General features: G+C 57.2%; 17 protein-coding genes. 9 read left to right on the forward strand and 8 right to left on the reverse strand.

The window, feature by feature from the left end:
* The first annotated feature begins 39 nt into the window (after positions 1–39).
* Positions 40–960 carry a citramalate synthase gene (cimA, locus tag ACR2TX_RS13910; protein ID WP_205781110.1) on the forward strand — a complete coding sequence of 307 codons (921 nt, stop codon included), beginning with the start codon at positions 40–42 and terminating at the stop codon, positions 958–960.
* Positions 961–983: 23 nt separating this feature from the next.
* Positions 984–1,601 carry an alpha-isopropylmalate synthase regulatory domain-containing protein gene (locus tag ACR2TX_RS13915; RefSeq protein WP_434132476.1) on the forward strand — a complete coding sequence of 206 codons (618 nt, stop codon included), beginning with the start codon at positions 984–986 and terminating at the stop codon, positions 1,599–1,601.
* A gap of 396 nt (positions 1,602–1,997) precedes the next feature.
* Here ACR2TX_RS13915 and ACR2TX_RS13920 read toward each other — a convergent pair whose 3' ends face one another.
* Together ACR2TX_RS13920 and ACR2TX_RS13925 are read right to left on the reverse strand one after the other, a co-directional pair.
* A complete protein-coding gene (locus ACR2TX_RS13920) occupies positions 1,998–2,486 on the reverse strand; it encodes a hypothetical protein (RefSeq protein WP_434129855.1) in 489 nt (162 codons plus the stop codon).
* On the reverse strand, positions 2,483–2,977 hold the full coding sequence (locus ACR2TX_RS13925; RefSeq protein WP_143735086.1) for a recombinase zinc beta ribbon domain-containing protein: 495 nt from the start codon (positions 2,975–2,977) through the stop codon (positions 2,483–2,485). Before ACR2TX_RS13925 ends, ACR2TX_RS13920 begins: the two co-directional genes overlap by 4 nt.
* 173 nt (positions 2,978–3,150) lie before the next feature.
* Between ACR2TX_RS13925 and ACR2TX_RS13930 the strand changes: the two genes are divergently transcribed.
* The 4 genes from ACR2TX_RS13930 to ACR2TX_RS13945 all read left to right on the forward strand — a co-directional run bounded on the left by ACR2TX_RS13930 (position 3,151) and on the right by ACR2TX_RS13945 (position 14,723).
* The gene (locus ACR2TX_RS13930) at positions 3,151–4,518 is read left to right on the forward strand and encodes an alkaline phosphatase family protein (protein ID WP_434129856.1); all 1,368 of its coding nucleotides are present in this window, start codon (positions 3,151–3,153) and stop codon (positions 4,516–4,518) included.
* Between the two features lie 720 nt (positions 4,519–5,238).
* Positions 5,239–5,808: a PEP-CTERM sorting domain-containing protein gene (locus tag ACR2TX_RS13935; RefSeq protein WP_077728985.1), complete on the forward strand. Its 570-nt coding sequence runs from the start codon at positions 5,239–5,241 to the stop codon at positions 5,806–5,808.
* A 93-nt stretch (positions 5,809–5,901) separates the two neighbouring features.
* Entirely contained in the window at positions 5,902–13,188 is a 7,287-nt protein-coding gene (locus ACR2TX_RS13940) for a PKD domain-containing protein (RefSeq protein WP_434129858.1), read from the forward strand.
* Positions 13,189–13,223: 35 nt separating this feature from the next.
* On the forward strand, positions 13,224–14,723 hold the full coding sequence (locus ACR2TX_RS13945; protein WP_434129860.1) for a HEAT repeat domain-containing protein: 1,500 nt from the start codon (positions 13,224–13,226) through the stop codon (positions 14,721–14,723).
* Between the two features lie 1,243 nt (positions 14,724–15,966).
* On the opposite strand, the gene ACR2TX_RS13950 is transcribed toward ACR2TX_RS13945, so the two are convergent.
* From ACR2TX_RS13950 to ACR2TX_RS13960, 3 genes are read right to left on the reverse strand one after another with little or no spacing between them, the layout of a single operon-like run.
* Entirely contained in the window at positions 15,967–16,665 is a 699-nt protein-coding gene (locus ACR2TX_RS13950; protein WP_086135339.1) for a YdjY domain-containing protein, read from the reverse strand.
* An 11-nt stretch (positions 16,666–16,676) separates the two neighbouring features.
* Positions 16,677–17,669, reverse strand: coding sequence for a methyltransferase (locus ACR2TX_RS13955; protein WP_434129862.1), 993 nt, complete (start codon positions 17,667–17,669; stop codon positions 16,677–16,679).
* A 22-nt stretch (positions 17,670–17,691) separates the two neighbouring features.
* On the reverse strand, positions 17,692–18,933 hold the full coding sequence (locus ACR2TX_RS13960; protein ID WP_077728992.1) for a radical SAM protein: 1,242 nt from the start codon (positions 18,931–18,933) through the stop codon (positions 17,692–17,694).
* 145 nt (positions 18,934–19,078) lie between these two features.
* Between ACR2TX_RS13960 and ACR2TX_RS13965 the strand changes: the two genes are divergently transcribed.
* Positions 19,079–19,696, forward strand: coding sequence for a hypothetical protein (locus ACR2TX_RS13965; RefSeq protein WP_434129864.1), 618 nt, complete (start codon positions 19,079–19,081; stop codon positions 19,694–19,696).
* A gap of 32 nt (positions 19,697–19,728) precedes the next feature.
* Here ACR2TX_RS13965 and ACR2TX_RS13970 read toward each other — a convergent pair whose 3' ends face one another.
* The 3 genes from ACR2TX_RS13970 to ACR2TX_RS13980 all read right to left on the reverse strand — a co-directional run bounded on the left by ACR2TX_RS13970 (position 19,729) and on the right by ACR2TX_RS13980 (position 22,921).
* Positions 19,729–20,403, reverse strand: coding sequence for a hypothetical protein (locus tag ACR2TX_RS13970; RefSeq protein WP_086135342.1), 675 nt, complete (start codon positions 20,401–20,403; stop codon positions 19,729–19,731).
* A gap of 92 nt (positions 20,404–20,495) precedes the next feature.
* Entirely contained in the window at positions 20,496–21,125 is a 630-nt protein-coding gene (locus ACR2TX_RS13975) for a cohesin domain-containing protein (RefSeq protein ID WP_434129866.1), read from the reverse strand.
* An 80-nt stretch (positions 21,126–21,205) separates the two neighbouring features.
* Positions 21,206–22,921 (reverse strand): thrombospondin type 3 repeat-containing protein, encoded by a 1,716-nt coding sequence (locus tag ACR2TX_RS13980; RefSeq protein WP_434129868.1) that lies wholly within the window; start codon positions 22,919–22,921, stop codon positions 21,206–21,208.
* A 286-nt stretch (positions 22,922–23,207) separates the two neighbouring features.
* On the opposite strand from ACR2TX_RS13980, the gene ACR2TX_RS13985 reads away from it, so the two are divergent.
* Both ACR2TX_RS13985 and ACR2TX_RS13990 read left to right on the forward strand, forming a co-directional pair.
* The gene (locus ACR2TX_RS13985) at positions 23,208–24,632 is read left to right on the forward strand and encodes a sensor histidine kinase (protein ID WP_077728996.1); all 1,425 of its coding nucleotides are present in this window, start codon (positions 23,208–23,210) and stop codon (positions 24,630–24,632) included.
* Positions 24,629–26,047, forward strand: a complete 1,419-nt coding sequence (locus ACR2TX_RS13990; protein WP_077728997.1) for a sigma-54-dependent transcriptional regulator — start codon at positions 24,629–24,631, stop codon at positions 26,045–26,047. Before ACR2TX_RS13985 ends, ACR2TX_RS13990 begins: the two co-directional genes overlap by 4 nt.
* Positions 26,048–26,241: the final 194 nt, after the last annotated feature.

Consider the following 26,241-nt stretch of genomic DNA (forward strand, 5'->3'; position numbering starts at 1 on the left):
ATCATCCATGCCGCCGATGACTTAACAAGAGAGACGAGAATGGTTCAACTTTTCCTGTATGACACCACGCTCCGCGATGGCTCCCAGCGGGAAGAGGTTTCCTGGTCCTGTGAGGACAAGCTGGCGATCGCGAGGCGGCTTGACCGGATCGGGATCCATTACATCGAAGGCGGTTGGCCCGGATCCAATCCGAAAGATGCCGAATTCTTCAACCGCGTCCGTGATATCGGGCTCCAACAGGCACGGCTGGTGGCGTTCGGCAGCACCCGGCGAAAGCACAGCCGCTGTGAGGACGACCGGAATCTTGCGGCCCTGATCAGTGCCGGCACGCCTGCCGTGGCGCTGGTTGGAAAAAGCTGGGACTTTCAGGTCAGCAGGGTGTTGAATACTACGCCTGAAGAGAATCTGGTGATGATTCGAGACAGCGTGGCGTTCATGAAGCAGCGCGGTTTCGAGGTGATCTTTGATGCGGAACACTATTTCGACGGCTACAAGGCAAACCCGGACTACGCTCTAGCGACGCTGCAGTCTGCGGCAGAAAGCGGAGCCGACTTTCTGGTCCTGTGCGACACCAATGGGGGCAGTTTGCCCTGGGAAATCGAAGCGATCGTGGCGGCGGTCAGTCGCCGCATCCCGGGCCGGCTCGGGATTCATGTCCACAACGATAGCGCGTGCGCGGTAGCCAACTCCTTGGCGGCGGTGCGTGCGGGCTGTGTCCAGATTCAAGGCACCATCAACGGGTACGGAGAGCGTGTCGGCAATGCGGATCTCACGAGCATCATCCCGGCCTTGCAACTCAAGATGGGGTATTCGGTACTGGCTTCGGAACAGTTTCGCGAGCTCACGAGCCTGTCGAGATATGTGGCGGAGATCGCCAATCTGAGCCATTCCAAGCAGCAGCCTTACGTTGGGGAGAGCGCGTTCGCGCACAAGGGGGGGGCCATGCGGCGGCCGTCCTGAAGAGTGCCGACAGTTATCAGCATATCGATCCCGCTCTGGTAGGTAATGTGACCCGTACGGTCGTGTCGGAGTTATCCGGGCGCGGCAATCTGCTTTCCCGGGCTCGGCTTCATGGGCTCGAACTCTCGGAGGATGCGGCGCAGCGGGTGCTGCATCAGATAAAAAAATTGGAGCATCAGGGGTTTGCTTTCGACGCCGCGGAAGCCTCGGTGGACCTTCTGCTGCATCGCGCCGGTTCGGATTACCAATCGCCGTTCGAGCTCATCGATTTCATGGTGTTGGCGGAACACCGCCATGGCCGCGGTTTATTGTCCGAAGCGACCGTCAAAATCCGCATAGGGGGAGACGTGCGATTCGCCGCCGCCGAAGGCAATGGGCCGGTGAATGCGCTGGCCCAAGCGGTCCATGAAGTGCTTTGCCGGTACTATCCGGAGCTCGAACAGGTTCAGCTGACCGACTATAAAGTGCGCATCCTGAACACCGAGCGGGGTACCGGAGCCGTTACGCGCGTCCTTATGGATTTTTGCCATGGCGAATGCGCGTGGACAACGGTGGGTGCGAGCCCCAACATTATCGAGGCCAGCTGGCGAGCGTTGTCCGACAGTATGGAATATGCCTTGATCGTACTCCGCCAGCGGTGAGGCTTCGGTGCGTTCGTAGAGGGCGCCCCCATTTCGATAAGCAGTGCGCCCAACGAAAACAATCCCGAAATCCGCACGAGCTTCACCTGCCGTGTCTGATGTCGGAGCGCTGCCCAAAGTTCGGTAACAGACGACCCGCCGGACCTGGCTCACTTCATCAGCAGCCCACTTGGCTTTGCCGATAGCTAAGGGCAAGGCTGGGATTTACGCCTGAACCCGACCCCGATTGTGCTGGCTTGAGCCACTCGTATCTTCGCCGTATCAGAAGGGAATACTGCCAGCGGATGGTGTCCTGCAACCAGGCGGCAAGGATTTGATATTTCCTCTTTAACGTAGCAGGAGTACGCCATCTTGCGGCGTTAGCGCCAGACTAAAGATTCCTTCCAGTGCCCAGATTCATCCTCTGTGGCACGCCACGTTTATATAACCTTGGGGCAGCAAGGTCCCAACGGTCGTTTGTCGTTCCGCCAGCAAGACTTTCTTGCCGTCCCGTTCCACCGGAATACGCCGAATCGGTTCCTTGAGCAGTTTCCGGAGCGCCTTTCGTGCCGCGGCCACATCGCCCTGCATCTGGATCTTGAAGCATCCAATCTCGTCATGAAGTTGCTGGCGAAGCTGGCGCGGATCCCATGCGGCCGGCGTTTCGCTCAAACGCCTCATGTCCTCGTCAAGGCTTTGGATCCGGGGTTCGCGTTTGGGGGTTTCTGCGAGGATGCTGGTGGACGTCTGGCCCGAGGCAATCAGCGCCATGAAGTTGGCCAGTTCCTTTTTGAGCTTTTGGATCTCGCCCAGATAGTCGGGCGGCTCAGTCGTCAGGGCTTGCTTGATGAGGCTCAGGGCCTTTTCAATCACATAATCGATCGCCTCGGACGTGAGAATCGTCACCCGGGACCGGACAGGATCTCCTGATCGAGCGTCTCCACCCGGACTTTGTGATCGTTCACGCAGACGCTGGCGCCGCGGCTGTGGTGGTACGAACAGTCATAGTAGTAGTGATTCCGCTTGCCGCCCAAGGCCACGATGTTGCTCCCGCAAAGACTGCTGCAGGCCAGGCTCGAGAGAAGATACTTCGATTCCTTCGGGGATCGGGGCGATAGAAGCGCTCGCCTCCGGTCGCTTTGAGATAATTTTGGGGCGCCGCTTCGAGCCGGCCTGGACTTCATCCCGGAGGTCTTGAGATACGATGGCGAGCTTCGGGCCGACGGATTTCGAGATGGTCCGCCTGGGGCATCCGCTTCTTCGCCGATCCGCCCTGACGGGTGTTTCGGTACTCGCCAAACGGGATTCACCCGAGATAGCGCCGCCGACGCAGCATCGGTTGGATCGCCGCTCAGGGTCTTGACCAGGGTGGTATAGCGATGTCCACCCGCATACATCTGAAAGATCGCACGGATACAACCTGTTCGGTCTGGGTGTTTGTTCTCAATTGATTTTCGGGACTCCGTACCCATATCGCCATTGCTCCGACTGGTCCTTATTCATCCGTTGTGAAGTTAAGTTCTTGAGCTTAAGCTCCAAATTTCTCGTTATTAATGATTGATGCTAAACCATGAAACGACTGGTTGTGATCGATATCGTTGGGCTTAATCCTTCGCTCTTGGGCGAGCACACGCCACATTTGAACCGGCTGATTACGGATGGATTTGTCGCTAATTTGGAGCCGGTTTTTCCGGGCGTGACGTGTACCGCCCAAGCATCGATGCTGACCGGTTCCCTTCCCCGGGAGCACGGAATAGTCGCCAACGGCTGGTATTTTCGCGATCTTGCCGAAGTATGGTTCTGGCGTCAGTCCAATCATCTCGTCCATGGCGAGAAGGTTTGGGATGCAGCGAAAATGTCCATCCGCGATTTCAGCTGCGCTCAACTCTTCTGGTGGTACAACATGTACGCTGACGTGGAGTACTCTGTTACCCCACGCCCCATTTATCCCGCGGATGGGCGGAAAATTCCGGCGCTTTACTCGAATCCCGCAGATCTGCACCGGAGGATCGAAGCCGAATTGGGTCCTTTCCCGATGTTTAACTTTTGGGGCCCGGCGGCGGACTTACGATCGTCGAGCTGGATCGCAAATGCCGCCAAATGGACGTTCGACCATCATCCCTGCAAACTGCAACTGGTGTATCTGCCGCACCTGGATTACAACCTTCAGCGCCTCGGGCCGGCCGATCCGCGAATATGGGAAGACGTCCGCGCCATCGATGCCGTCGCGGGAGACTTGATCGACCACGTTAGGGCTCAGGGAGCCGATGTTATGGTGGTCTCCGAGTACGGCATCGAGCCGGCCACGGGCTGTGTCCATATCAATAAAGTTTTGCGCGAACAGGGCTACATCGCCGTGCGCGAGACCCTCGGCTACGAGTTGCTGGACTTCGGCGCGTCGCGCGCCTTCGCCGTGGCCGATCATCAGATAGCCCATGTCTACGTGCGGAACGCTTCGGACAGTCCTGCCGTGGAACGCTTGCTTGGCACGGTACCGGGTATCGAGCGAGTACTGGCGGAGCAGGGAAAAGCCGAAATGGGCCTGGATCATCCGCGCTCCGGGGAATTGATCGCCATCGCCGAACCCGGGCATTGGTTCAGCTATTACTATTGGCAGGACGATGCGAAGAGTCCTGACTTTGCCCGTACGGTCGATATCCATCGCAAGCCGGGCTACGATCCGGTGGAGCTTTTCGTCGATCCGGACATCCGGTGGCCAAAGCTGAAAATTGGGTTTCGGCTGCTCCAAAAGCAACTAGGCTTCCGAATGTTGATGGATGTGATTCCACTCAAACCGGACCTGGTTAAGGGCACTCATGGCCGGTGCCACCAATCGGCTGACTTGAATCCCGTTTTGATCTCTTCCCGGCGCGACTTTGCGGTTGATCAGTTGCCGATAACCGGAATTAAACAACTGATATTGAATAGCCTTAATTGACAGCGGCTTCCGTAGAAGCCATTCACTGGATTTAGGGTCTACCGGTCCATGGTCATGGGTTCGCCTCCGGCATAGCTCACCATCATTTCTTCATTTGAAACTTCGGCGTTCATTCTTCCGGTTATCTCAGTCGTTCGCACATGATCGTCGGGGGCGCGATCTTCGCCCTTAGGCAAGCCGAGGGCCGGGCCCTATTGAATCAGGCGATAACCACGAGCGGTGATGTACGGGGCGGGGTGGCAACGGAAGTTCCGGCACTCTCGGCTATCGAGGTGGCTTAAACCGGAGTTGCAATGTCAAAAATTTTTACATACCAGAGTTCGGTGCGGCGTGCTCAATCTTCAATACAAACATGTGCTTAGGTGTATCAGTCTGAGAACACTCGTTAAAAAACCTCACCGCGAGTGTCGAAATCTTTTACGGTCTCGCCGGCCGATAAGGGACCTGAGTTGCTAAAGTTCCCTGCATCACACAAAAAGCTCCATAAAATCAATTTATTATCATATCTGTTGCATTTATGGCACAGGCCTTGCCTTGTACATGAGGCAGTTATGGTCGGCAAGTCATTTGAGTCGTCCGTACGCTTCTGATGTTCGACGGTAATAAGCGCTTATCCCGGTAGGCCGCTCGCTCGGAGTGACGTCGACGGGTTTCGAGCGCCAACCATAGGGCGTCTACGAACAAGCCCATTTTGTCCGCTTTGATTGGGGAAGGATCCGGATGAAAAGTCTTCTAAAAGCCAGTCTTGGCTTGCTCCTTATCTGTTCTGGTTCGAATGCAAGTGCGACGGTGATTCGCTATCAGGCGATCGATCTCGCCGACAGCGTGGTCGGTCAGGATCTCTGGCAATACCGCTATGACGTTAGCGGCTTGCCCGGATCGGCCGTGGGGTTCGATGTGTTCTTCAATCTGAGCGAGGGCTACCAGGCGGGCGACTTGAGCGATCCGCTGGCGCCCAATGGCGACTGGACGGTCGTCCTCCTTCAGCCCGACCCGGTCCTGCCGGACGACGGCCGTTTTTATGCCGAGATCGTCGCCGTTTCGCCGGTTCTACCGAATCTTCCCGATACTTATTTCAGCGTCAACTTTGTCTGGCCCGGGACCGGAGCCCCGGGTGGGCAAAGCTTTGCGATTTACGATGCCAACTTCGACATCCTCGAAGCCGGGCGCACCAGACCGTTCGGTGAAGCGATCCCAGAACCCGCGGTTCCCGCGTTGCTGCTCGTAGGACTGTTCGGATTGACCTGGTTTCGGACCCGGCGCAGCCAACGCGAGCTTTCCAAGCCGTAGCCATTTTTCCGCTGCCGGATTGTTGGCAGTGACAAAAGCGGCTCGTCTACACCTGCCGCCTACTAAATCTGAGGGGAGATAAGGATTATGGCGATGTCCATGCAGACCGATACCTACAAAGGATTTCTCGAGCATTTCAACGAGACCGCGCTATTCCGCTTTTTCGCGCGGCTTTTAATCTTCACTCAAATCTTTCTCGGTCTGCCGGCCCCCGCTGTTGCTGCAACGCCTTCCGACTCTCCATCATCCGCGGCAGTCACCGAGTTAGCGGTCACCGGGACCTACCAGCTGATCGGGTCCAAGCGCGTGTCCAGCACGCTGATCGACTTTACCTACCGCGCGGAGATCACCAACAGCGGTACGGAGACCTTCCCCGACGTCGCCGCCACCGTGGTGAGCCAGGCCGCCAGCACGATGATCGTCGATGGCGCGGTGTTTTTCGGCGAAGTAACGGGCGGCGCGACGCTGTTCAGTCAGGACACGTTCACCATTCGCCAAAACCGCACCGTCCCGTTTAATCCGAACGATTTGGTGTGGACGGTCCAGGCCAATCGAGCCCCGGCAGCAAACGCGGGGGCCGGCCAAACCATGGCCGTGGGCGGCACCGTCACCTTGGACGGCAGCGGCTCGTCCGATCCGGACGGCGATGATCTCACCTATGCCTGGTCCTTCGTGGCGGTCCCCCCGGGTAGTACGGCGCAGCTCAGCGATGCCGCCGCCATCAAGCCGACGTTTGTGATCGACCGGCCCGGCGACTACACCCTCCAGCTCGTGGTCGATGATGGCAAGGCATCCAGCCTGCCGGCCCAGGTCACGATCAGCACGCTCAATACTCCGCCCGTGGCGGTGGCCCGTCTGAACCAAGCGGTTCGCGTGGGACAAACCGCGCAGCTCGACGGCAGCGCATCATCGGATGTCGACGGCGACCCCCTGACCTTCCGATGGACCCTCACGAGCCAGCCGGCGGGCAGCACGGCGATTCTGTCGGATTCAGCCACCGTGACACCGACCCTGCCGATCGACAAGGCCGGCCAGTACACGGTCGAACTCATCGTCAACGACGGCACCGAGGACAGCACTCCGACGCCGCTCATCATCAGCACCGAAAACACGCCGCCGGTGGCCCATGCCGGGTCGGACCGCAAGATCGCGCTCCAGGCGGAAGTGGTGCTGGACGGCAGTGCCTCCATGGACATTGACGGCGACACCCTCAGCTTCTTGTGGTCGCTGATCGGAAAACCGGCCAATAGCACTGCCTCTCTCTCCGATCCGAGCCTGGTCAAACCCAAATTCACCGCCGATCTGCCCGGTGATTATGTCGCCCAGCTGATCGTCAATGACGGCAAAGCCAACAGCGCGCCGGCCTCGGTGATCCTGACGACCGAGAACACCAAGCCCGTGGCGAATGCCGGCACTCCTCAGACGGTACATCTGCAGACTACTGTTACGCTGGACGGAAGTCTCTCCTCCGATGCCGAGAACGACCCTCTGACCTACCTATGGTCATTGACGAGCATTCCGTTCGGCAGCGCCGCCACATTGTCCGACCCTGGCGCGCAACAGCCGCAGTTCCTGGTCGATCTCCCCGGTTCGTATATCGCCCAGCTGATCGTCAACGATGGTCACCTGGCGAGTGATCCCGCGAACGTCATCATCAGCACCGAAAACAGCCGGCCGGTAGCGAATGCCGGACCCGACCAGGAGGTTAAAGCAGGCGATGCCGTGCAGCTGGACGGCGGCGCCTCCGGCGATGCCGACCACCACCCCTTGACCTACCAGTGGTCGTTCACGGCCAAGCCCCAGGACAGCACGGCCACGCTGTCGGATCCTGCCAGCGCGACCCCCACCTTCGTCGCGGATCGGACCGGCGCCTATGTGCTGCAACTCATCGTGAACGACGGCCAGCTCAACAGCGAGGCCGACACGGTCACGATCGAGGCCAAGCCGGTCATGGTCACGGTACCGAATGTGGTCGGTGAGACCCAGGCGGCGGCCGAGGCCACCCTTATCACCGCGCAACTGACGGTGGGCGCGATCACCGCACAAGCCAGCGACACCGTGCCCGCCGGAACCGTGATCAGCCAGGCTCCGGTGGCCGGCACCGAGGTGGAGAAGGCCAGTGCGGTCACCCTCGTGGTGTCCACGGGCCCGGCGCTGGTCAGTGTGCCGAACCTGGTCGGTCAGACCCAGGCGGCGGCCGCGGCGGCGATCAGCGCCGCCCAGTTGACGCTCGGCACGGTCACCCCCGCGGCCAGCGATACGGTCCCGGCCGGGCAGGTGATCAGCCAGAATCCGCTGGCCGGGGCGTCCGTCGCCAAGGGTTCGGCGGTTAACCTAGTCGTTTCCTCCGGTCCCGCCCTAGTCACTGTGCCGAATGTCGTCGGCCAAACCCAGGCAGCGGCTACGGCCGCCATTACCGGCGTCGGACTGAGCGTCGGTATCGTCACCCAGCAGAGTAGCGATACGATCCCGTCCGGCAGCGTCGTCAGCCAGACACCGGTCGGTGGAACCAACGTGGCTGCCGGTACGCCGGTCGACCTGATTGTCTCTACCGGGGCTGCGCCGGTGGTTCTGAGCCAGCTCACGGTAACTCCACCGAGCCCCACGATCCTGGTGGGGCAGACCCAGCCGTTCAGTGCCATCGGCACCAACAGCGACGGCACCGGTCAAGACATGACGGGGCAAGTGACTTGGGACAGCAGTAATCCGTCAGTGGCCGCCATCACGGCCGATGGGGTGGTCACGGCCCTGACCGAAGGTAGCACGACGATCCGTGCCAGCCAGGGCGCGATCGCTGGTACTACCCTCCTAACCGTCAGTGCGACGGTCTCGGATACCACTCTGCCGATTGCGGTCCTCACCGCTCCCGCGGCAGACAGCACCGTGACCGATCCGACGGAAGTCAAGGGCACCGCGAGCGACGCCAACTTCCTGAAGTACGTACTCGATTATGCTCCTGCCGGCGAGACCCATTTCACTGTGCTCGCGACCGGTACGACGCCGGTGGTTAACGGCACGCTCGGTACCTTCGATCCCACGTTGCTGCTCAATGATCTCTATACCCTGCGCCTGACCACCTATGACAAAGGCGGCAACACGGCTCAGGTCAGTGTGCAGGTTCAGGTGGGCCGTGACCAGAAAGTGGGCAATTTCAGCCTGGCTTTCCAGGATCTGAACATCCCGGTTGCCGGCATTCCGATCACCATCACCCGGGTTTACGACAGCCGGGACAAGACGAGCGGCGATTTCGGCTTCGGTTGGCGGCTGGATCTGCAGACTTTGAGACTGCGCGTCAATCGAGAGCAGGGCTCGGGTTGGCAGGTGAACAAGAGCGGCGGCTTTTTCCCAACCTACACCCTGGTGCCCAACCAAAGCCATGTCGTCAGTATTACTCTGCCGGACGGCAAGGTAGAGCAATTCGACCTATCGACCGAGCCAAGCAGTCAGCTGTTGTTCCCGCTGGATTTCGTCACCCCGGTCTACAAGGCGCGGCCCGGGACCCTCGGCAAGCTAAGACCTCTAAGCGGCGGCATTTTCGTCTCCGGCTCGCAGCCCGGGGCAGTAACTTTGTTGGACGATGGCGACTTTTTCACTGTCTATAATCCAACTACCTTCGAATACAGCACGCCCGAAGGTCGTGTATTCATCATTAACAAGGATTCAGGTGTGCAAAAAGTCAGCGATGCTAACGGCAATTCGTTGACCATCGGAACGACGGGTATCATGCATTCCAGTGGCAAAGGCATCACCTTTACCCGCGATAGCCAAGGGCGTATTACCAAAATTACCGATCCTAATGGGAACGTAATTCAATATGCTTATGATGTCCAGGGAGACTTGATTACCCATACCGATCCTGAAGGTAACAGCACGAGATTCAAGTACAACTTCAGCCATGGCTTATTGGAGATTCGTGATCCGCGCGGTAATGTGCCTGCGCGTAACGAATATGACGCCGAAGGTCGGCTAATTGCAACGATAGATACTAAAGGAAACAGAGTTGAGCTAATTCATGATGTGGCCGGTCAGCGGGAAATTCGTCGAGACCGTAATGGCAATGTTACGGTTAGCACTTATGACGATAAGGGCAATTTGACCTCCGAAACCGATCTTTTAGGTAATACGACAACGCATACTTATGACGATCGCGGAAACGAGCTGTCAATCACCGACCCTTTAGGCAATCGAAAGACGTTTACCTATGACCAGAATAACAACCGGACTTCCGAGACCGATGCTGGCGGTAACGTCACTACCTATACCTACAATACCCGGAACCAGTTATTGACGATAACCGATCCGCTCGGGCGCAAAACGGTTAACAACTATGACGCCAAAGGAAATTTGATCAGTACCGTGGACCCAGCGGGAAATACAACCTCCCATACCTATGATGCGCGTGGGAATCGAACTTCTACGCAGGACGCCGAGGGTAATCTCCTTAAATATGAATATGATGCTTCCGGGAATAGAACTAAGTATATCGATGCTGCCGGGAACATCACGACCTATCAATATGACGTTAATGGCAATAAGACCTCCGAGTCCTCATCCAGGACTGACGCGAATGGGAATGTGGTTGTCGTTACTACAAGCATGCTCTACGACAAACGCAATAAGCCGATTGAGCAGATCGATGCACTGGGTAACTCGGTAAGGTTCACATATAACAGTTTGGGCAAAGAGGAGACCTTTACCGATAAGAATGGCAATCGGCTAACCCGATACTATGACGACATCGGTAATCTCATTCAAACCACTTATGCTGATGGAACCTTTGAAGCGTATACCTATGATGCGGAAAACAATCGCATAGGTTCGACTGACAGGGCCGGTCGGATCACAAGCTATGAGTATGATGGCAACAACAGACTGGTCCGTACCCAGTTCCCCGACGGCACTTCAGAAACCAGGAGTTATAACGCAATTGACAAGGTGGGTTCGATCACGGATCAAAATGGGCATACTACCCGGTATGACTATGATGCCGTTGGCCGCAAGATCAGCGTCACCAATGCGTTAGGTCACGTAACGCGCTATGCCTACGATGCCAAAGGCAACCAGGTCTCCATGACTGATGCCAATGGCAACATAACGCGCTTTGAATATGACCTGAACGATCGAAAAACCAAAACCGTGTTCCCAGACGGAACCTTCAAGGTGTTCGCTTATGACACGCTTGGCAGGAAAATTTCGGAGAGCGACCAGGCCGGGAATATCACGCAATTCGCGTACGATGCACAGGGAAGATTGATAAGAGTTACGGATGCGCTCGGCGGTGTAACTCAGTACGCATATGATGAAGTGGGAAATCGGACAGCCCAGATCGATGCTAACGGTCATCAGACTACATGGACTTACGATGGTCTAGGGCGAATTCTGAGTCGGACGTTGCCGTTGGGCATGACGGAAACTTTCACGTACGACGCAAACGGTAATATTTCCACGCATACCGACTTCAAAGGACAGACTATTTCCTATTCGTATGATTCGAATAATCAACTTATTTTGAAAACTCTTCCGAACGGAAGCCAGATAACGTATTCCTATACTCCAACCGGTAAAGTGACGACCATCGTTGATGATCATGGCGTTACTACCTTCGAATACGATCTGCGGGATATGCCCGTGAAAGTGGTGAACGCCGATGGAACGATACTGGAGTACCAGTATGATGCGAAAGGTAACCGAACATCGGTAACGCTGCCGTCGGGTACCATTAACCATGAGTTCGACGCAATCAATCGTCTGATAGCCGTTACTGACACTCAAGGCCGAGTTACGCGGTATTCATACGACAATGTGGGTAATCGGATGCGGATCGAATATCCAAACGGCAGCAAAGCAAATTACGGCTACGATGCATTGAACCGACTTACGAGCCTTTCCCATGTGACAAGCGACGGCAGCGTTTTGGCAGGGTTCGAATATGTCCTGGATGCCGTCGGCAATCGCACAGCCGCAACTGAGGAAGGTGGAGTCAGGACCGATTATTCGTACGACAAACTGTACCGGTTGACCCAAGAGCAGATCACCGAATCCGGCATCGTGAGAAAAGTGGTTTCCTATACTTACGACGGTGTCGGGAACCGGTTATCCAAGACGACCGATGGCGAGGTCATTAATTACGTATACGATGACAATGACCGGATGATCAGCGAGGGAGTGGTAACGTATAGCTATGACGCCAACGGGAATCTCATTGAAAGGTCGAACGGCGGGTCGGCGTCTCAATTCGAGTTTGACTACGAGAATCGCATGGTCAAGGCGACCGAGCCAGGAAACGTCACCGAATATATCTACGATGACGACGGGGTGCGAATCGGTACTGTGCGTAACGGAGTGACATCATCCTATCTCGTGGATAAGAACCGGGAGTTACCCGAGGTACTGGAAGAGCGTGACTCTGCCAACGGGCTCATCGTGGTCTATATTCATGGCGACGATCTTATCAGCCAGCAACGCGGCACCGAGATTCGTTTCTACCATTACGATGGCTTGGGCAGCACGCGCTTGCTGACGGATTTTGGCGCCGGGATCACCGACCGCTATGCTTACGACGCATTCGGTAATCTGCTGAATTCCTCCGGAATTACCGATAACCGGTATCTGTTTACCGGTGAAGAGTTCGATCCAGAGACGGCTTTCTATTACCTTAGAGCCCGCTATTACGATCCGGGTGTCGGGCGCTTCACGTCGATGGATAGCTTCCAGGGCAACATCTATGATCCGAAATCGCTACACAAATACGTGTATGCAAACGGAGATCCGGTTAACTTGGTGGATCCCTCGGGACATTTTGCGGGTGTAGCGATGGCGATGCCGAGCATCAGCATAAGCATTAGCATCAATACCGCAGCGATCGCGAGCGCGGCGCTCCTTCTCGCGAAGGTGACGCTGGCCGTTGCCGGTGCCGCGGTTGCCGCCTGCGCTTTGAATGCCGCGCTGTCCTTCTCGACGGCAATCGGCTCGGGCGGGGCGTGCGATGTGAGCAAATTCAATATCTTCTACTCGGGCATGGATACCCCGTTTACGACCGCTCATATCGCATCGGCGATAGCGACCGGCGCGCCCGCATCGCCTTTGCGGCGGATTTCGCCGCCACATTCCAGAGCTTGGCTGCGGAGCGATCCGCGCTGTTCCGGAAACGTTGCAAGCCAGACTTTATTGTGGTGCGATGAGTATCCATTCGCATCCACTGACCGGGGTGGACAGGCAAATGGCCCATCGCTGATGTTGGTTCCAGCGGTGGAGCAGATGTATCAGGGAGGTATGCTGTCGGCGTTCTACTTTGCTTGTAACGTGGTCGCCAACGATCCGTTAAACGGTGTTTTCGGAGTCGTGCCCGGAACACCGACAACCTCGTGGCAATGTAAGTAACCGCTTCGGGTGTGCCAGGTGGTTTATGCTAGGAGATGAAAAGATTTATCAGATTGGGATGTTTGATTGAGGTAATCGTGGCGGTCGCCCTTTACCTGGGGGCATATTCCGCCGGCCTGCGGTTACCCAATTCGGAAAACGCCGATCTAATGACCGGCCAACCGATTGACACTGAGTGTTTTATTCATTCTGCCGTGGACGACTGTTTAAACAATGCCCTTGGCCGGATCCTTGCCGCGATGGAGCGGAGTGGATATCTGTTGCCTGGTCTACTCAGACCCGGGTTGTCAGATAGGGACCGACAGGCCGTGTTAGCGGATTTCCCCTGGCAACTGCCGCGAGAACTCCACCGTTTCTATGCCTGGCGAGATGGAGTGGCCGAAGGGGCGAAGGTGGCTGAACTTTTTCCCGGCGGCACGATGTTAACTCTCTCCGAGGCTATGGCAATCTACAAGCTGCAAATCGAAACCGCGGCTCGAATCGCCACACTAGCCAAGATAGAACCAGACAAACTTTGGAGTTCGCGGTGGTTCCCGGTGTTTGTCAGTCACGGAGATTTTTACGTCGTAGAAGGTTCCGATCGGCCGATCGAGGTGTCCCCCGTTTACTTCATTACGAACGAGGACCGCATACCAGTCAGAAGATACGCAAGCCTTTCGGACATGATGGAGATCGTCGCTAGATGTTTTGAGCAGGGTGCCTTTCGAGTTGGCGATTCCGGAATCTTGCAGGAAGATATCAAGAGCGTTGCCGCCATAACCGCGGGTTATCGTGTGGTTAGTAACCGGGCTCCGGAGATTGGGAATATGAGTGAGATCGAACGACTAGTTCACATCCTGGCCTCCGCCGATGGCGAAGCGAGGGGAGAGGCTGCCGGCAGGCTGATGGAACTGCATGACGAGGCAGCCATACCACTGTTAGCGCAAGTTATCCGTAGCGCTGATCCGAGTGCTAGGGAACTGGCAACCCGAGTGCTGGCGGAACTCGGCGGCGACTCGGCCGTTCCGCCATTGCTAAATGCCCTCAAAGATCCGGAGGAATCGGTGCGCGGCGAGGCTGCCGCAGCGTTAGGACAACTTAGGCGGCCTCAGGCTGTCGATGCGCTCATCGTGGCGCTAGACGACCCCGCGACTTCCGTACGCATGCGCGCCGTGTGGGCTCTAGGAGAGCTCAAAGCCCATGATGCCGCGGTCAAACTGGAGGCGCATCTTAAGAAGGAAGAGCATATTCCTTTGCGAAATGCCATCATCCAGGCTCTGGGAAAGATCGGCGATACCTCCGTAATACCTGCATTAATCGAGTTCGTGAAGGAGTCTCCGATGGAGACCCGGATACTCGCCGCAGCAGCCTTGGGGGAGCTTGGGGGCGACGAGGCTGCGGGTGCGTTGCGGTTCGTTGTCGAGGAGCAGGATCGCCTGGAGCAGACAAACTCCGGTAACATGAGCCTGGACAGCATTATCAAACTCCAGCAGGCGCGGCAGCTAAAACTGGTGTCGCAGCAGTCACTAGCCAAGATCGACAAGGGTAGGAAATGAGCTTTCGCCAGTTGTCCTAATGAAGCTGGGTAAAGTAGGGGACGGGTTGCCATTAGTTTAGCGCCGGTCTATCTGTTGCCACCCTTTTGTCTGGCGTTGAGTCACAAACCGCGACGACGTCAAGTTGGCCTGTCCCGTCTCATCGGACCATGCCTACGCTTTTCCGTACGCGGCTTTCCAATGGTCTTCGCAACAAGGCATGTGCCGATCGCCAAAGCGCCTTTGTCGGCAGTCTAAAAAGTCCATTGCGTACATAGATCACAGGTCCCGAGAAGCGATGTATCCATGTGCTCGCTCCTGGCTTGTGACGATGCAGCAGATAAAATTGCACCCGCTCATCCACACGCAGCTTCACGTTGGAGATCGTCCTGGTGCAGTTACGGTCGTGGAAATAGTTGGCCAGCCGCGCAAGGTCCGGTTGAATTCTCCGATACTCTGCAATATCGCGACGCTGGGTACGCAGCCAGTCGGTCAGGGCTTTGTTCCGGTCTTTGATCCGCAGCATCGAACGAAGTGACGGCTGAACGAACGGCCGAGAAACGCGCGCAGGGCCATTCGCTTTTGCTGCGCCGGAGTCTCGACGACCCGAGCGACCGGGCATACTACGTGACCTTCGCGCCGAGGGACGGCATGCTGGACGCCCTGGTTTACGTCGCGGAAAGGCCTCGGTCCATCGAATATCGCATTTCGAAGCGGCCAAGCCAGACTGTGGGCTGGATGAATAGAAGGCAGGGCATGTGTGGGTCGCGTGGCATCGGCACATCGCCTTAGCCTTGGTGACGCACGCCGTCGAGATGGCCGCGGCTTGTTATAGCCTATCCCGGTAGGTCCGCGGACCCGTTCCACAAGCTCAGGGCGACCGGACTTCTGGGGTAAGTCCAAAGTTGCAGCACTTATCTGGCTATGATTTGCGTTGACAGGATCGAACTAGAAATCCAGGCCTCAAATCTAGAGCGTTTTCATCGCGCTCGTACGGCAAAACCAGCTTGGCGGACGTCGTTGGCGCCTTCGGCTCGGGTGAATGGATTCAAGCATTCGTAGGTCGGCAATCCTTTCCCAATCGCAAACGGTCGCTTTAGTCGCGACCCTTCCGACGAAGACGCTCGGCCGGGACGTGGCGTCGCGTCGGGAAAGGATTCCCGACCTACTCGCGAGTGCCCGAACAGTAGATATGAAAATGCTTTAGCGATATTTGGTTATAGTGAAAATTCCCGGCGACAGATGTGATGACGGCGGGCATTCGTTAATTGCTTTTTCGGACGAGCAATCGAATGGGAGTGCCGACAGGAGGCAGAACGTTCTTTCTCGCCTCAATGGTTCCGAAAGCGCCGAGGCCGATGCCAACTCTATGCTCGATGATACTGGCCGGATCGTGCACGAATCCGATTAACGTGCCGTCCATATGAGCCAGGTAGCGACCATCGGGCGTAAATGTCGATCCGGTATAAACCCACTCGTGAGTCGCTTGGCCTTCCGCTGCCGTCAATAGCTCCTCGGCCCGGCGTCGAACGGTTTTGCCGGAGGATTCCCAGGTAATCCACAATTCGAGCTTGTCGCCTGCGACCGGTTCTTTATCGAAATGAAAGCTGGCGGGCTTGGCTTTTTTTGCATCCAAGCCGATGAGAATGCAGGCCAAATTGAATTCGACCGCGTTGGCATCCAGTTCGAGAAGGCTTTCGTAGGATTTATACCCTCCCTTGGTAACCGCCAGAAATTCCAGCGGCGGCTCGGAGCGAATCACTGTGCCTGGAACGGCGAAGTTCCGTTCGGCCTTGTTGACTTCGATGCTGCCGACTTGGTATCGCTGGCCGCCCAGGTCGCGGATTTCAGGCTGCGGCGGCATGGGTTGAGAGCCGTATTCCAGCGGGGCTTCCGCAAAGGTGGCGGACGACACCAGAACACCGATCAAAGCGCTATAAATAACAAAGTTGATTTGTCGCATCGGCCGATCTCCTAGCCGACCATGCCGGTGACCACCCGATGCGGCATCGGGGAAGGAAAGGGAAGGGTTTCAACGTGCGTAAATCCGGCTTCGGCCATCCACGCCGCCACGTCCGTATCGGCATGTACGCCGCCCTCCGGCGCCGTCAGCATCATGTTGAGGCCGAAAAGGGTCGCGAAAAGAGGGCCGGTTCCGCCGTGGTCAGTGAAGACATCGCTCAAAATCAGCAGCCCGCCGGGTTCCAGGGTGTCCTTGGCACGGCCGATGAGTTCCCGGCATCCCTTTTCGCTCTCTCGATGCAGGACCCCCGAGATCAACACCACATCGTTACCGGTCGGGAATTTGGTGGTGTGGTAATCGCCTGCGAGTGTAGACACCCGATCCTTGGCGCCCAGACTTCCTATGATTTCATCGGCCAGTTCCACCACATGGGGCAGGTCGAGCACTTTCGCCCGGAGTTCCGGATATCTTCGGACGAACAAAGCGGAATATGTACCCGGTCCGCCGCCGATATCCAGCAGTTGTTTGCGTCCGCTCAGGTCGACCAGGCCGGCCAAAGCATTGCCGATGCCCAAGGCGCGGTTGTGCATTCCATAGACGAAATGGCGCGTTTTCGCGGGATCGTCGCCGAGATAGGTTTCCTGGGCGAGAGGGGGGCGATTTTCCCGGAGCGCTTGTTCCAGCTTGCCCCATGTGGCGTAAAGGTCATCGCTGTAACGCACGGCATTTCCCATGAACGCCGGACTGCCCGGCACCAGAAAGGCACTGGCCAGAGCGCTATTCGTGTAAACCCCTTCGGATTCTTCAAGTAACCCTAAGGCAACGCAAGAGTTCAGCAGCAGACGGGTAGGCCGAGGGTGGGTATTCAGGGCATCGGCTGCCTCGCTGACGCTCATGGGTGTCTTGGCGAGAGCTTCGAACACGCCGATACGATTGGCCGTCAGAAATGTCATGGCATTCCAGTAGGCGGTGGTGAGTTGCATGATCGGTGTCGGATCGAGCATGTGATCGTTTCCTTGTGATGTCTTAGGCGCAAAGGGCATGGTCGATGTCGCATTCCATCTGCATGTAACCGCAGCGATGGCACATGAATCCATCCCAGATGTTCAATTCGTATTTCCGGCGGATGTCGAAATAGCCTAGGTTAACGCGCTCAAAGTAGCTGCGCAGTTTCTCCAGGTGTTTGGGATGATCCCGCCCCGCGATGGGCCAATAAAGTGAGTAAATCGGAATGATGCCCTTCGCACCAAGCGTCTCGGCGCCCTCGAGCGCAAGCTCGATCGCTTCTTTCTCGGTTAATCCGTACTCCGGCTCCAGTTCGATTCCCGCCACCATGGCCGTGTAGACACGTCCCTTACCCCAAAAAGACACTGCACTTTCGAGGGTCCCGATCCAACGCTGATAACCCACGAACCGGTGCTTGCCGGGACAAACCTGGCTAAACAATCGCTCGGACCAGACTTCCAGATTAAAACAAACGGCATCCACCAGATTCTCATCATGTAACCGGCGTAGACATTCCTCGGGCAACGCACCGGAACCGCAGGTGACCGGAATCCGATGCCGATTGACCGTTTGTACCTCGCGGGCCAATTCGATGAAGCGTTCGCCTTCTTCCCGCCAATCGGTCATGGAGCCTCCGACCAGATAGATGTGGCGGATTTCGCTTTCCCGCAAGGCGGCATCAAGCGTCTCCTTTAGGCGCGTGTAAGTCAGGGGCGACAAGGATGTGCGATCCATCACCTGCCCCAATTGCTCGGTACGCGCGTCGGGAGCGCCGTAACCGCAAAACAGGCAGCGCATGGACTGCCCGTCCTGTTTATCGGCGAGAAAATACTGACAAGCAGGCGCCACGTTGATGACCGCCATGTCGTGGTGCAAGGTGATGCCGGCCTGGGCCATGGGAAAGCCGTCGCTGGTTTTTCCGTGCATCCACTTGGGAAGATTCATGAACTCGACCGACGTTTCCGGGTGCGTACCGCGATCGTGAGCCAAGCGGTAGCCGGATTCGAAAGAGCCGGTTACGGACCAAGCCGAGTCCCCGTTTCCCTTGATCCTGGCGAAAACGCCGTCGGACGTGGCAAGCGAGTAGGGAACCATCGCCTTGCCCCTGCCGGTCGGATCGTGTTCGCCGGGTTTGAAACGATACGGGTAGAAACCCGGAAACGAGTGCTCCGTCGCCCGTCCCAAAGCGTCGGTGTAGCGAATGCCTTCGAAAATCAGATCCAGTTTGCGTTTGGCGGTTTCTGGGAGGGCGGGAGGCTGCATGGCATTGGTCTCCTGAGTTCTTCTTTGGGCTTAAAGCCTATCCCGGCAGGCCGTTCGCCCTGAGCTTGTCGAAGCGTGTTTTAAGGTCTACCGGGATCGGCACTTAGTGTAGTATGCCGAATCGCGTTCCCGATACGTTTAACCCATGAAAATCAACAGACAGCTTATTCTCGTGGTTTCCACGGCACTGGCGATACCGATCATTCCTTTTCTCGTCATTGGCGAACTGCCCGGGGAACGATGGCTGTCGGCCACGGATGACAACGCGCTTCGGTTCGGCTTCCTCGGCGGTGTGCTGTTGGCCGGCGATGCCCTCCTGCCCATACCGTCCAGCGTCATCGGAACCCTGCTCGGCGCGCGTCTCGGTTTCATCTCCGGAACATTATGGACATGGGCGGGACTGACTATCGGCCATCTTATCGGTTATGCCGCCGGGCGGCTGCTGCTGGCCCGGCTCGGCACGCGGCTCCCGGAAGTGCCGACGCTCTTAGCGGTGTTCGCGAGCCGGCCGGTCCCGGTGCTGGCGGAGGCCGTGGCTTTTACAGCCGGTGCCGAAGGTCTGGATTTTTCTCGATTTCTGCTGACGGCGGCTGCGGGCAACTTATTGTACTCGGTGGTACTGGCAGGAAATGGCGCCGCACTATTACCCGATGCGATAGTCGGACCAGGAATCATCGTTCCCATGACATTACCCGTCGTTGCCTGGCTGGGATGGCGCCTCCGGAAAAAGCAGAAGAGCAAAGTCATGCAAACGGGAAACTGAAACCTCCAAAACGGATCGGCCCTGCTACCGGGTTACGGCTGCTGGGTAGGACCGGGTTGAAGGTAAATCATTTCGACACCCTCTGCGCCTTGGACGACTGCACGCATCATCTGTCCCTGGTCCAGCTGCTGCTTGATTTGCGAGACCGAGTCCATCGGTTCGAAACTGAGGCCGTTGAGCTTCAGCTCTGCTGCGGACGGCAATCCCAGCATCGGTTTGAGGGCGAAATAAAGTTCGTCTACCGTCGCGGCGGGGGTTTTGGCCAGTTGTTCGATTTGGTAGGCCATCTCCTCGCTTACTTCCACCGTTCGGTGTTTCGGCTGTGTTTCGGCCTCGCTGGCTGTCGGGGCTGCCGCATCGGCATTGGATGACTCGGGCGACAACAAATTCCGATGCCCCTGCTCGGACGGCAAACCATCCGCGGTCAACTGGATCTCGATCTCGCCGGTTTCCGTTTTCAGCCAAAGGCGGTCGCGAGAAATCTTTTCGACTTTGCCCACGTCCGGAATCGAGGTATTCCGTCGCACCGTCTGTTGTCGGCCGTCCGGGAATTCGATCATGGCAACCCGAGCTTCGTCGCCGACCGTCACCACACCTGAAAGACGGAAGGGCGGTTCCGACGAAGATGCGGCGATTGCGATATCCACCCTGACGATAGCCAATAGAAATGCCGGTAACGAAAACAGGGTTGTCCTACGAATATTCATGCGCTTAATCGATCCAGCTTGGAACTTCCATCTCCGAAAACAACGGATGGGAATCAAAAACAACCCACCCGTTGTTCACTAAACCGTTATTTTTATCGAACGCCGGCCCTACGATGCCTTTGGTTAAATGCGAACCCCAACAATCCCGCTCCCATCAGCATCACGACCGGCGGTTCGGGGACAGGGATAGGCTGTGACTGCTGGCAATTGCCCCCCACGCAAACACTGCCTCTTCCAGCCGATACCGGGGGAACAAACGGATCGCCGTTTTCATCTCCCAAAAACTCGCCGGTCGAAGCGATGTTATCCGTGAACGACAGTGGGCTGAGGCCGTTTGCAAGGGTATCGAAGGTCAATGTGAACAACCGGAATGCGGTGTTGCCGTCCTGGTTCGTAAGCAAATCCAAGGAGGTCTCAAATACATTCACCGTACCGGAAACACTGTCGTCAAAGCCTTGAATGGAGTCGAACGGACCATCCAGAAAGATATCGAAATCCACACTGGCAAGAGACAGGATGCTGTCATTCCAATGGACGTTGAAATCGTAGGTACCGACGAGTTGATTGTTAAGGTCGGTGACTATGACATCGACCTTAGCCGGGTCACCGAGCGCCACGTCCTGGGAAACTGGATTAAACACCAGAGAAATCGCCGAGGCCGGCTGGGCGGCCAGCAGACTGAGCGGGACGGCAAGTCCCAATATCTTGAGTAATTTATTCATATCACTTTCCCCATCGTCTTAAGTCTCAATTCGAGTTATGTCCGACGCACCCCGCAAGGTGCGTCGGGTATTTCTTGGCTTTACTGAACAGTCATCTGAGTGGCGCATTTACGCGCATCCAGCACGGTAATCCAGCCGTTGCCGTCAGCATCGCGCGGGTCGTTCGGACCTGAGGCAGGCTGGTTCCGCGCCGCGGCAATGGCATTAATGTCATCGCGGTCGACATCGCCGTCCGGCTCCACGTCACAGCGCAGGAAATCGCAGACATCGCCTTTGCCGTTGCCGTCCGAATCCGTCTGATCGGCATTGGCAGCGTTCGGGCAGTTGTCGCAGGCGTCGCCCACGCCGTCGCCGTCGCTGTCTTTCTGATCCGGATTGGCAACCGCGCGGCAATTGTCCGTGTTATCAGGCACGCCATCGCCGTCGCTGTCGATAAAGGCGCCGCCGGTGGCCCGCTGCAACACCAGGAGCGCGTACGCTTGTTTGGAGTAGTTATTCCAAGAACCTGGAGCGCTGTTGCAAATGAAATTACCGTCGTTGCCGTTGATGGGCGCAGAGCCGTCCCAACACTGGTGTTCGAGGATTTCGTAGGCGTAGTCGAAATATTGGTTCTGGGTCTGCGTCGGGTCCGCGCCGTAATAACCTACGCCGCCGGCACCGAAGCTCGCCACGCGGGGCAGTGCATCCGGATCCTGGTGTACCTGGCGTACGGTACAGGCCGCATCGGGCGCCTTGGTGCCGAGATCGTCCGGACTCAGGTTGCCCGGCGCCGGCGCTATGCCCGACTGGCGCATGAACTCCATGCCCTTGAAAGAACTCCACAGGTAATACCAGTAAGAGCTGCCGGGCCAGCTATTGCCCATGCTGTCCAGGTCCTGCCAGCGATAGTGGTTGTAAAGCCAGCGGAGATAAGCCTGAACGGATGGGTCGTTGACGTTGGCTCCGCCCAGGAGCTGTACCCAGGTGCCCGAGGCGGTTTGCTGCAGGCTGGGGTTATAACCGGTTCTCTGGTAACCGTGACCGCGCTCAGTAGGATCGATCGAATCACAAGCAAAGTTGTCGGAACCGGCGGCAGACCCGTTGGCGGCGTAAGCCAGCTTCGAGCGCTCCAAGGCGGCGGTCAGCGCGGGGAGCCGATTGCCCGGATCGCCGAAGGCGGGATCCGTGTACACGGCCTTGGCCGCCGCGAGACCGGCTACACCGAACTGGGTGGTCGAGGAGTCCGCACCCGGACCTGTATAACCCCAATAGCCGTAGTTGTTTGAAGTGCTCGGGGGATCTTCCGGAGGGGTGTTGTCTTTAGTCTGTCCGGCGACGATCCGGTCGGAAAGCGTGTTGATGGCGGTGATCAGATCCACGTAATCTGCGGTATCGGGGATTTCCGGAGCGCTGGGGTCGCCCTTGTCCGGTCCGCCGGAGCGCAGATATTCGCTCAGTGCCATGAGGAAGCTGCCGTCGCGATACAGGTAAAGCGAAGTCTCGTTGACGCGATCCAGCATATAGGCGACGACTGTGCGCATGCGGGCCTTGTCGGTTGCATTGGCGCCGGAATAGCCCTGTGGCGGATCGGCAGGGTTTCCGGTAGCGCGTTTCTCGAGCAATGCGAGCGCCGTCAGACCGGCTGCATCCCCGGCACTGCTGGGGTTGTTGTAGGCGCCCACGTTGGCTAAATATTCCAAGCCGCGGTCGATCGCCACGGCCACATCCTGCTCGAAAGGCGTGACCGCTTGCGCGCCCGTTCCGGCCAGGCTCAGCGCCGTGCCCAGTATCACGGGTTTCAATCGTAAGTTTTTCATTGGTTTTCTCTCTCTCTTCTCAAACTCGTCTCGATAGGCTTCCCTGCGCCCATGTCCGGGAATCCCCTCTCTCCAAGCGATTCCGGAAACAAGGAGGTTCCGAGCAAGAGTCGAGCCACGATGAAAGGTGACTTAAAAATCAAGTGGGTGGCTGCTTTCTTTGAAAAAGTGTTCACGATCGAGCCAACTGCTGTAAAAAAAACTGACAGTGATCCGGGCCTTCACGAAAGGTTGATGTAGACTTGCCGCTTCACTAGCATTCCGATTCGTCAAAAGTCGATTGGTCATGGCAAGAGCAAGCCTTTTGAGCCGGCACGCGCTCCGGAACTGGACGCCCAGCATTTATCTGAAACTGATGGTTCCCTTTTCGGTGGTTTTGCTGGTGACAGCCGCTATCGCCTGGTGGCTCACGACGCGTATGTTTTCCATAGCGTTGGAGGAGCGTGTCAACGAACAGCTTACGAATGTCGCGACCGTCTTGGCCAAGGGCAATCTTCCGCTGACCGACGATTTGGTATTCAAGGTTCGGCAATTGCTCGAGACCGAAATCGTGCTGATACAAAGGGATGGCTATATCGCGATGTCGACCTGGGGTAATGGCCGGGATGAAGCACATCGCCAAATATCGAAAATCTTCGCGCAGTGTCCTCAGGAAAGTGGCTGTATACGCCCGATGCCGATGCAATTGCCAAGCGGTCTTTACAGTGTGGTTCTCAGGCTAGTTCCGGCAGGGCGCGACTCCCGCTATCGGGCGGTGGCCGTCCTGTCATCGCTTGCCGACGTTCAGTCGGCTACCCGCAATGCGGCGGTTTGGATCGGCGCAGCCACGCTGCTGGGGGGCATGCTGATCGCGTGGGCAGGTCAGCGGATTGCGGCGGGCATCATCAATCCGCTGCGCGATCTCGCTCGCATGGCCGAAAGACTCGCCGGAGGCGACAGGGATGTGCGCGTCGAGTCTCGTCGATCCGATGAGATCGGTGAATTGATGGGCGCTTTGAACACCATGGCGGAAAAACTCCAATCTTTCGAACAGGCCCTGTCGCGAAGAACCAGGCTGGAAGCCCTGGGCGAAATGTCCGCCCGTATCGCCCACGAGGTGAGAAACCCGCTCACGGCAATCAAATTGCAACTGCAACTGATGCAGGAGAATGTCGATGAGGCTCAGGCGGAACCGATACGACAAACGCTCGACGAGATCCGTCGTCTGGAATTGGTGGTCTCCGGTGCCCTGGACTTCGGGCGGCCCCGGAGTCTCGATCCGGTCGAGGTCGACCTGAACGATCTGGTCGGCGACGTAAGGCGCCTGTTCGGTCCGCAACTGCAACACCGGGCCATTGCTCTCGAATGCCGGCTCGACTCTTCGCTGCCGCAGGTTCGCTTGGATGCCGACCGCATCAAGCAGGTGTTGCTGAATCTGCTCGTCAATGCCGCCGAAGCAATGACGACGGGCGGGCTGATCCGAATCGGAACGTGCCGGACGGGAAGCGATCATGTCTCGTTAACGGTCGAGGATTCGGGTTCGGGGATCGATCCGTCGCGGATGGACTTGATTTTCACGCCGCTGCATACCGACAAAAAAGGTGGCTTCGGGCTAGGGTTGCCCATTTCCAAAGAGCTCGTCGAGCTCCATGGGGGCACTATAGAGATATCGCGAAGCGATTTGGGCGGTGCGCGTTTCGCCGTTTTGTTGCCGATTGAGTCGATCAGATGACCAAGATTCTGATCGCCGACGACGAACGCGCCATCTGCCTGGCATTCAGTCAGCTGCTGAAGCGGGACGGTTATGAGCCGCTCATCGCTTCCGGGGGACGGGAAGCGTTGGAGCTGGTCGAGAGGGAGAAACCGGCGGCCGTTTTTCTCGATGTCAACATGCCGGATTTGAGCGGTCTGGATGCCCTCGCTCAAATCCGCGCACGCGATCCGCAACTGCCGGTCATCGTCATGACGGCTTACGGAACCATGCAAAGCGCAATGGAGGCGATGCGGCTCGGCGCGTTCGATTATCTCGGAAAACCTCTGGAACTGTCGCAGATTCGAACGTTGCTGCAGCGTGCCCTGTCGAGCCGTGCCGAATCTGCCGCCGGAATCCCGGCTGAGGCTAGCCTGGATACGAATGGCAAAGGTGTCATGATCGGTCAGAGCAAAGCGATGCAGGAAATCTTCAAGCTGATGTCCCTGCTGACCGCCAACGATCTCACGATTCTGGTAACCGGAGAAAGCGGCGTGGGCAAGGAATTGGTCGCGCGCGGCATTCATTTCAATAGCCCTAGGCGCGAGCATCCCTTTGTCGCGGTCAATTGCGCCGCCTTGCCCGAGAACATCGTGGAAAGCGAATTGTTCGGCCATGAACGCGGCGCGTTTACCGGAGCGGAGGCGAGACGCATCGGTCGATTCGAAGCGGCCGGCGACGGTACGCTGTTTCTCGACGAAATCGGAGAACTTCCCCTTCAATTGCAGGGCAAGCTATTAAGGGTTTTACAGGAGCGAAACTTCGAGCGTGTCGGCAGCGTCGCGTCGATTCCATTTAAAGCCAGACTTATCGCCGCCACCAACCGGAATCTGGATGTCGAAACGGCCGCGGGGCGGTTTCGCGAAGATCTCTATTTTCGGCTCAAACTGATTACGGTCGAAATCCCGCCGTTACGAACGCGCCGCGAAGATATCGCGTTACTGGCTCGGCATTTTCTTGGACAGGCAAACAACGAACTCGGCCGGCAAATCACGGGTATAGAGGCCGACGCCGTGAAAGCCATTCAAGCCCACGACTGGCCGGGAAATGTCAGGGAGCTGGAACATACGATCAAGCGTGCGGTGTTGCTCTGCCGGGGCAATTCGTTAAGCCTGCACGAACTCGGTATAAAACCGAAGGCTCGCACGGACGGCCATTCCCTGGATTCCACGGATTTGGACGATTTACTGGATGCCGCCCGGCGCGCGCTGCGCGACGCCATTAACGTCGATGGACCCAAAGATTCGACTTTGGGGGTTTTTTATACAGTGATCGAAGCGGTCGAACGCGCGATTATCGACGAGGCTCTGCAAATCACGAAAGGAAATCAGGTAGCCGCTTCTGAACTTTTGGGCCTGCACCGCACGACCTTGAGAAAAAAATATTTCCCCTCCTGATGCAAAATTGTACAGCGGTACTTGTTTCCTTCTCGGATTCGAATTCCGCAGCTGTACCGGCTTTACAAGCGGTTTTGAGTAAAGACCGAAAAAGGCGTCTGTACAAAAAACCGACACGCCAACGACCCGTCGTCAGCGTGCCCAAGAAAACCAGGTGATCTAAGTGTCGGAATTTACGGCAGATTCAGTCTTGA

The sequence above is a fragment of the Methylocaldum sp. GT1BB genome (genome assembly GCF_051027545.1).
Lineage (GTDB): Bacteria > Pseudomonadota > Gammaproteobacteria > Methylococcales > Methylococcaceae > Methylocaldum.

What these genes read in the sequence shown, in the direction of transcription:
- ACR2TX_RS13940 (WP_434129858.1), top strand. Translation starts at nt 5,902, where the DNA reads ATGTCCATGCAGACCGATACCTACAAAGGATTTCTCGAGCATTTCAAC.
- ACR2TX_RS13990 (WP_077728997.1), top strand. Translation starts at nt 24,629, where the DNA reads ATGACCAAGATTCTGATCGCCGACGACGAACGCGCCATCTGCCTGGCA.
- ACR2TX_RS13945 (WP_434129860.1), top strand. Translation starts at nt 13,224, where the DNA reads ATGAAAAGATTTATCAGATTGGGATGTTTGATTGAGGTAATCGTGGCG.
- ACR2TX_RS13960 (WP_077728992.1), bottom strand. Translation starts at nt 18,933, where the DNA reads ATGCAGCCTCCCGCCCTCCCAGAAACCGCCAAACGCAAACTGGATCTG.
- ACR2TX_RS13950 (WP_086135339.1), bottom strand. Translation starts at nt 16,665, where the DNA reads ATGCGACAAATCAACTTTGTTATTTATAGCGCTTTGATCGGTGTTCTG.
- ACR2TX_RS13965 (WP_434129864.1), top strand. Translation starts at nt 19,079, where the DNA reads ATGAAAATCAACAGACAGCTTATTCTCGTGGTTTCCACGGCACTGGCG.
- ACR2TX_RS13930 (WP_434129856.1), top strand. Translation starts at nt 3,151, where the DNA reads ATGAAACGACTGGTTGTGATCGATATCGTTGGGCTTAATCCTTCGCTC.
- cimA (WP_205781110.1), top strand. Translation starts at nt 40, where the DNA reads ATGGTTCAACTTTTCCTGTATGACACCACGCTCCGCGATGGCTCCCAG.
- ACR2TX_RS13935 (WP_077728985.1), top strand. Translation starts at nt 5,239, where the DNA reads ATGAAAAGTCTTCTAAAAGCCAGTCTTGGCTTGCTCCTTATCTGTTCT.
- ACR2TX_RS13925 (WP_143735086.1), bottom strand. Translation starts at nt 2,977, where the DNA reads ATGTATGCGGGTGGACATCGCTATACCACCCTGGTCAAGACCCTGAGC.
- ACR2TX_RS13980 (WP_434129868.1), bottom strand. Translation starts at nt 22,921, where the DNA reads ATGAAAAACTTACGATTGAAACCCGTGATACTGGGCACGGCGCTGAGC.
- ACR2TX_RS13975 (WP_434129866.1), bottom strand. Translation starts at nt 21,125, where the DNA reads ATGAATAAATTACTCAAGATATTGGGACTTGCCGTCCCGCTCAGTCTG.
- ACR2TX_RS13985 (WP_077728996.1), top strand. Translation starts at nt 23,208, where the DNA reads ATGGCAAGAGCAAGCCTTTTGAGCCGGCACGCGCTCCGGAACTGGACG.
- ACR2TX_RS13955 (WP_434129862.1), bottom strand. Translation starts at nt 17,669, where the DNA reads ATGCTCGATCCGACACCGATCATGCAACTCACCACCGCCTACTGGAAT.
- ACR2TX_RS13970 (WP_086135342.1), bottom strand. Translation starts at nt 20,403, where the DNA reads ATGAATATTCGTAGGACAACCCTGTTTTCGTTACCGGCATTTCTATTG.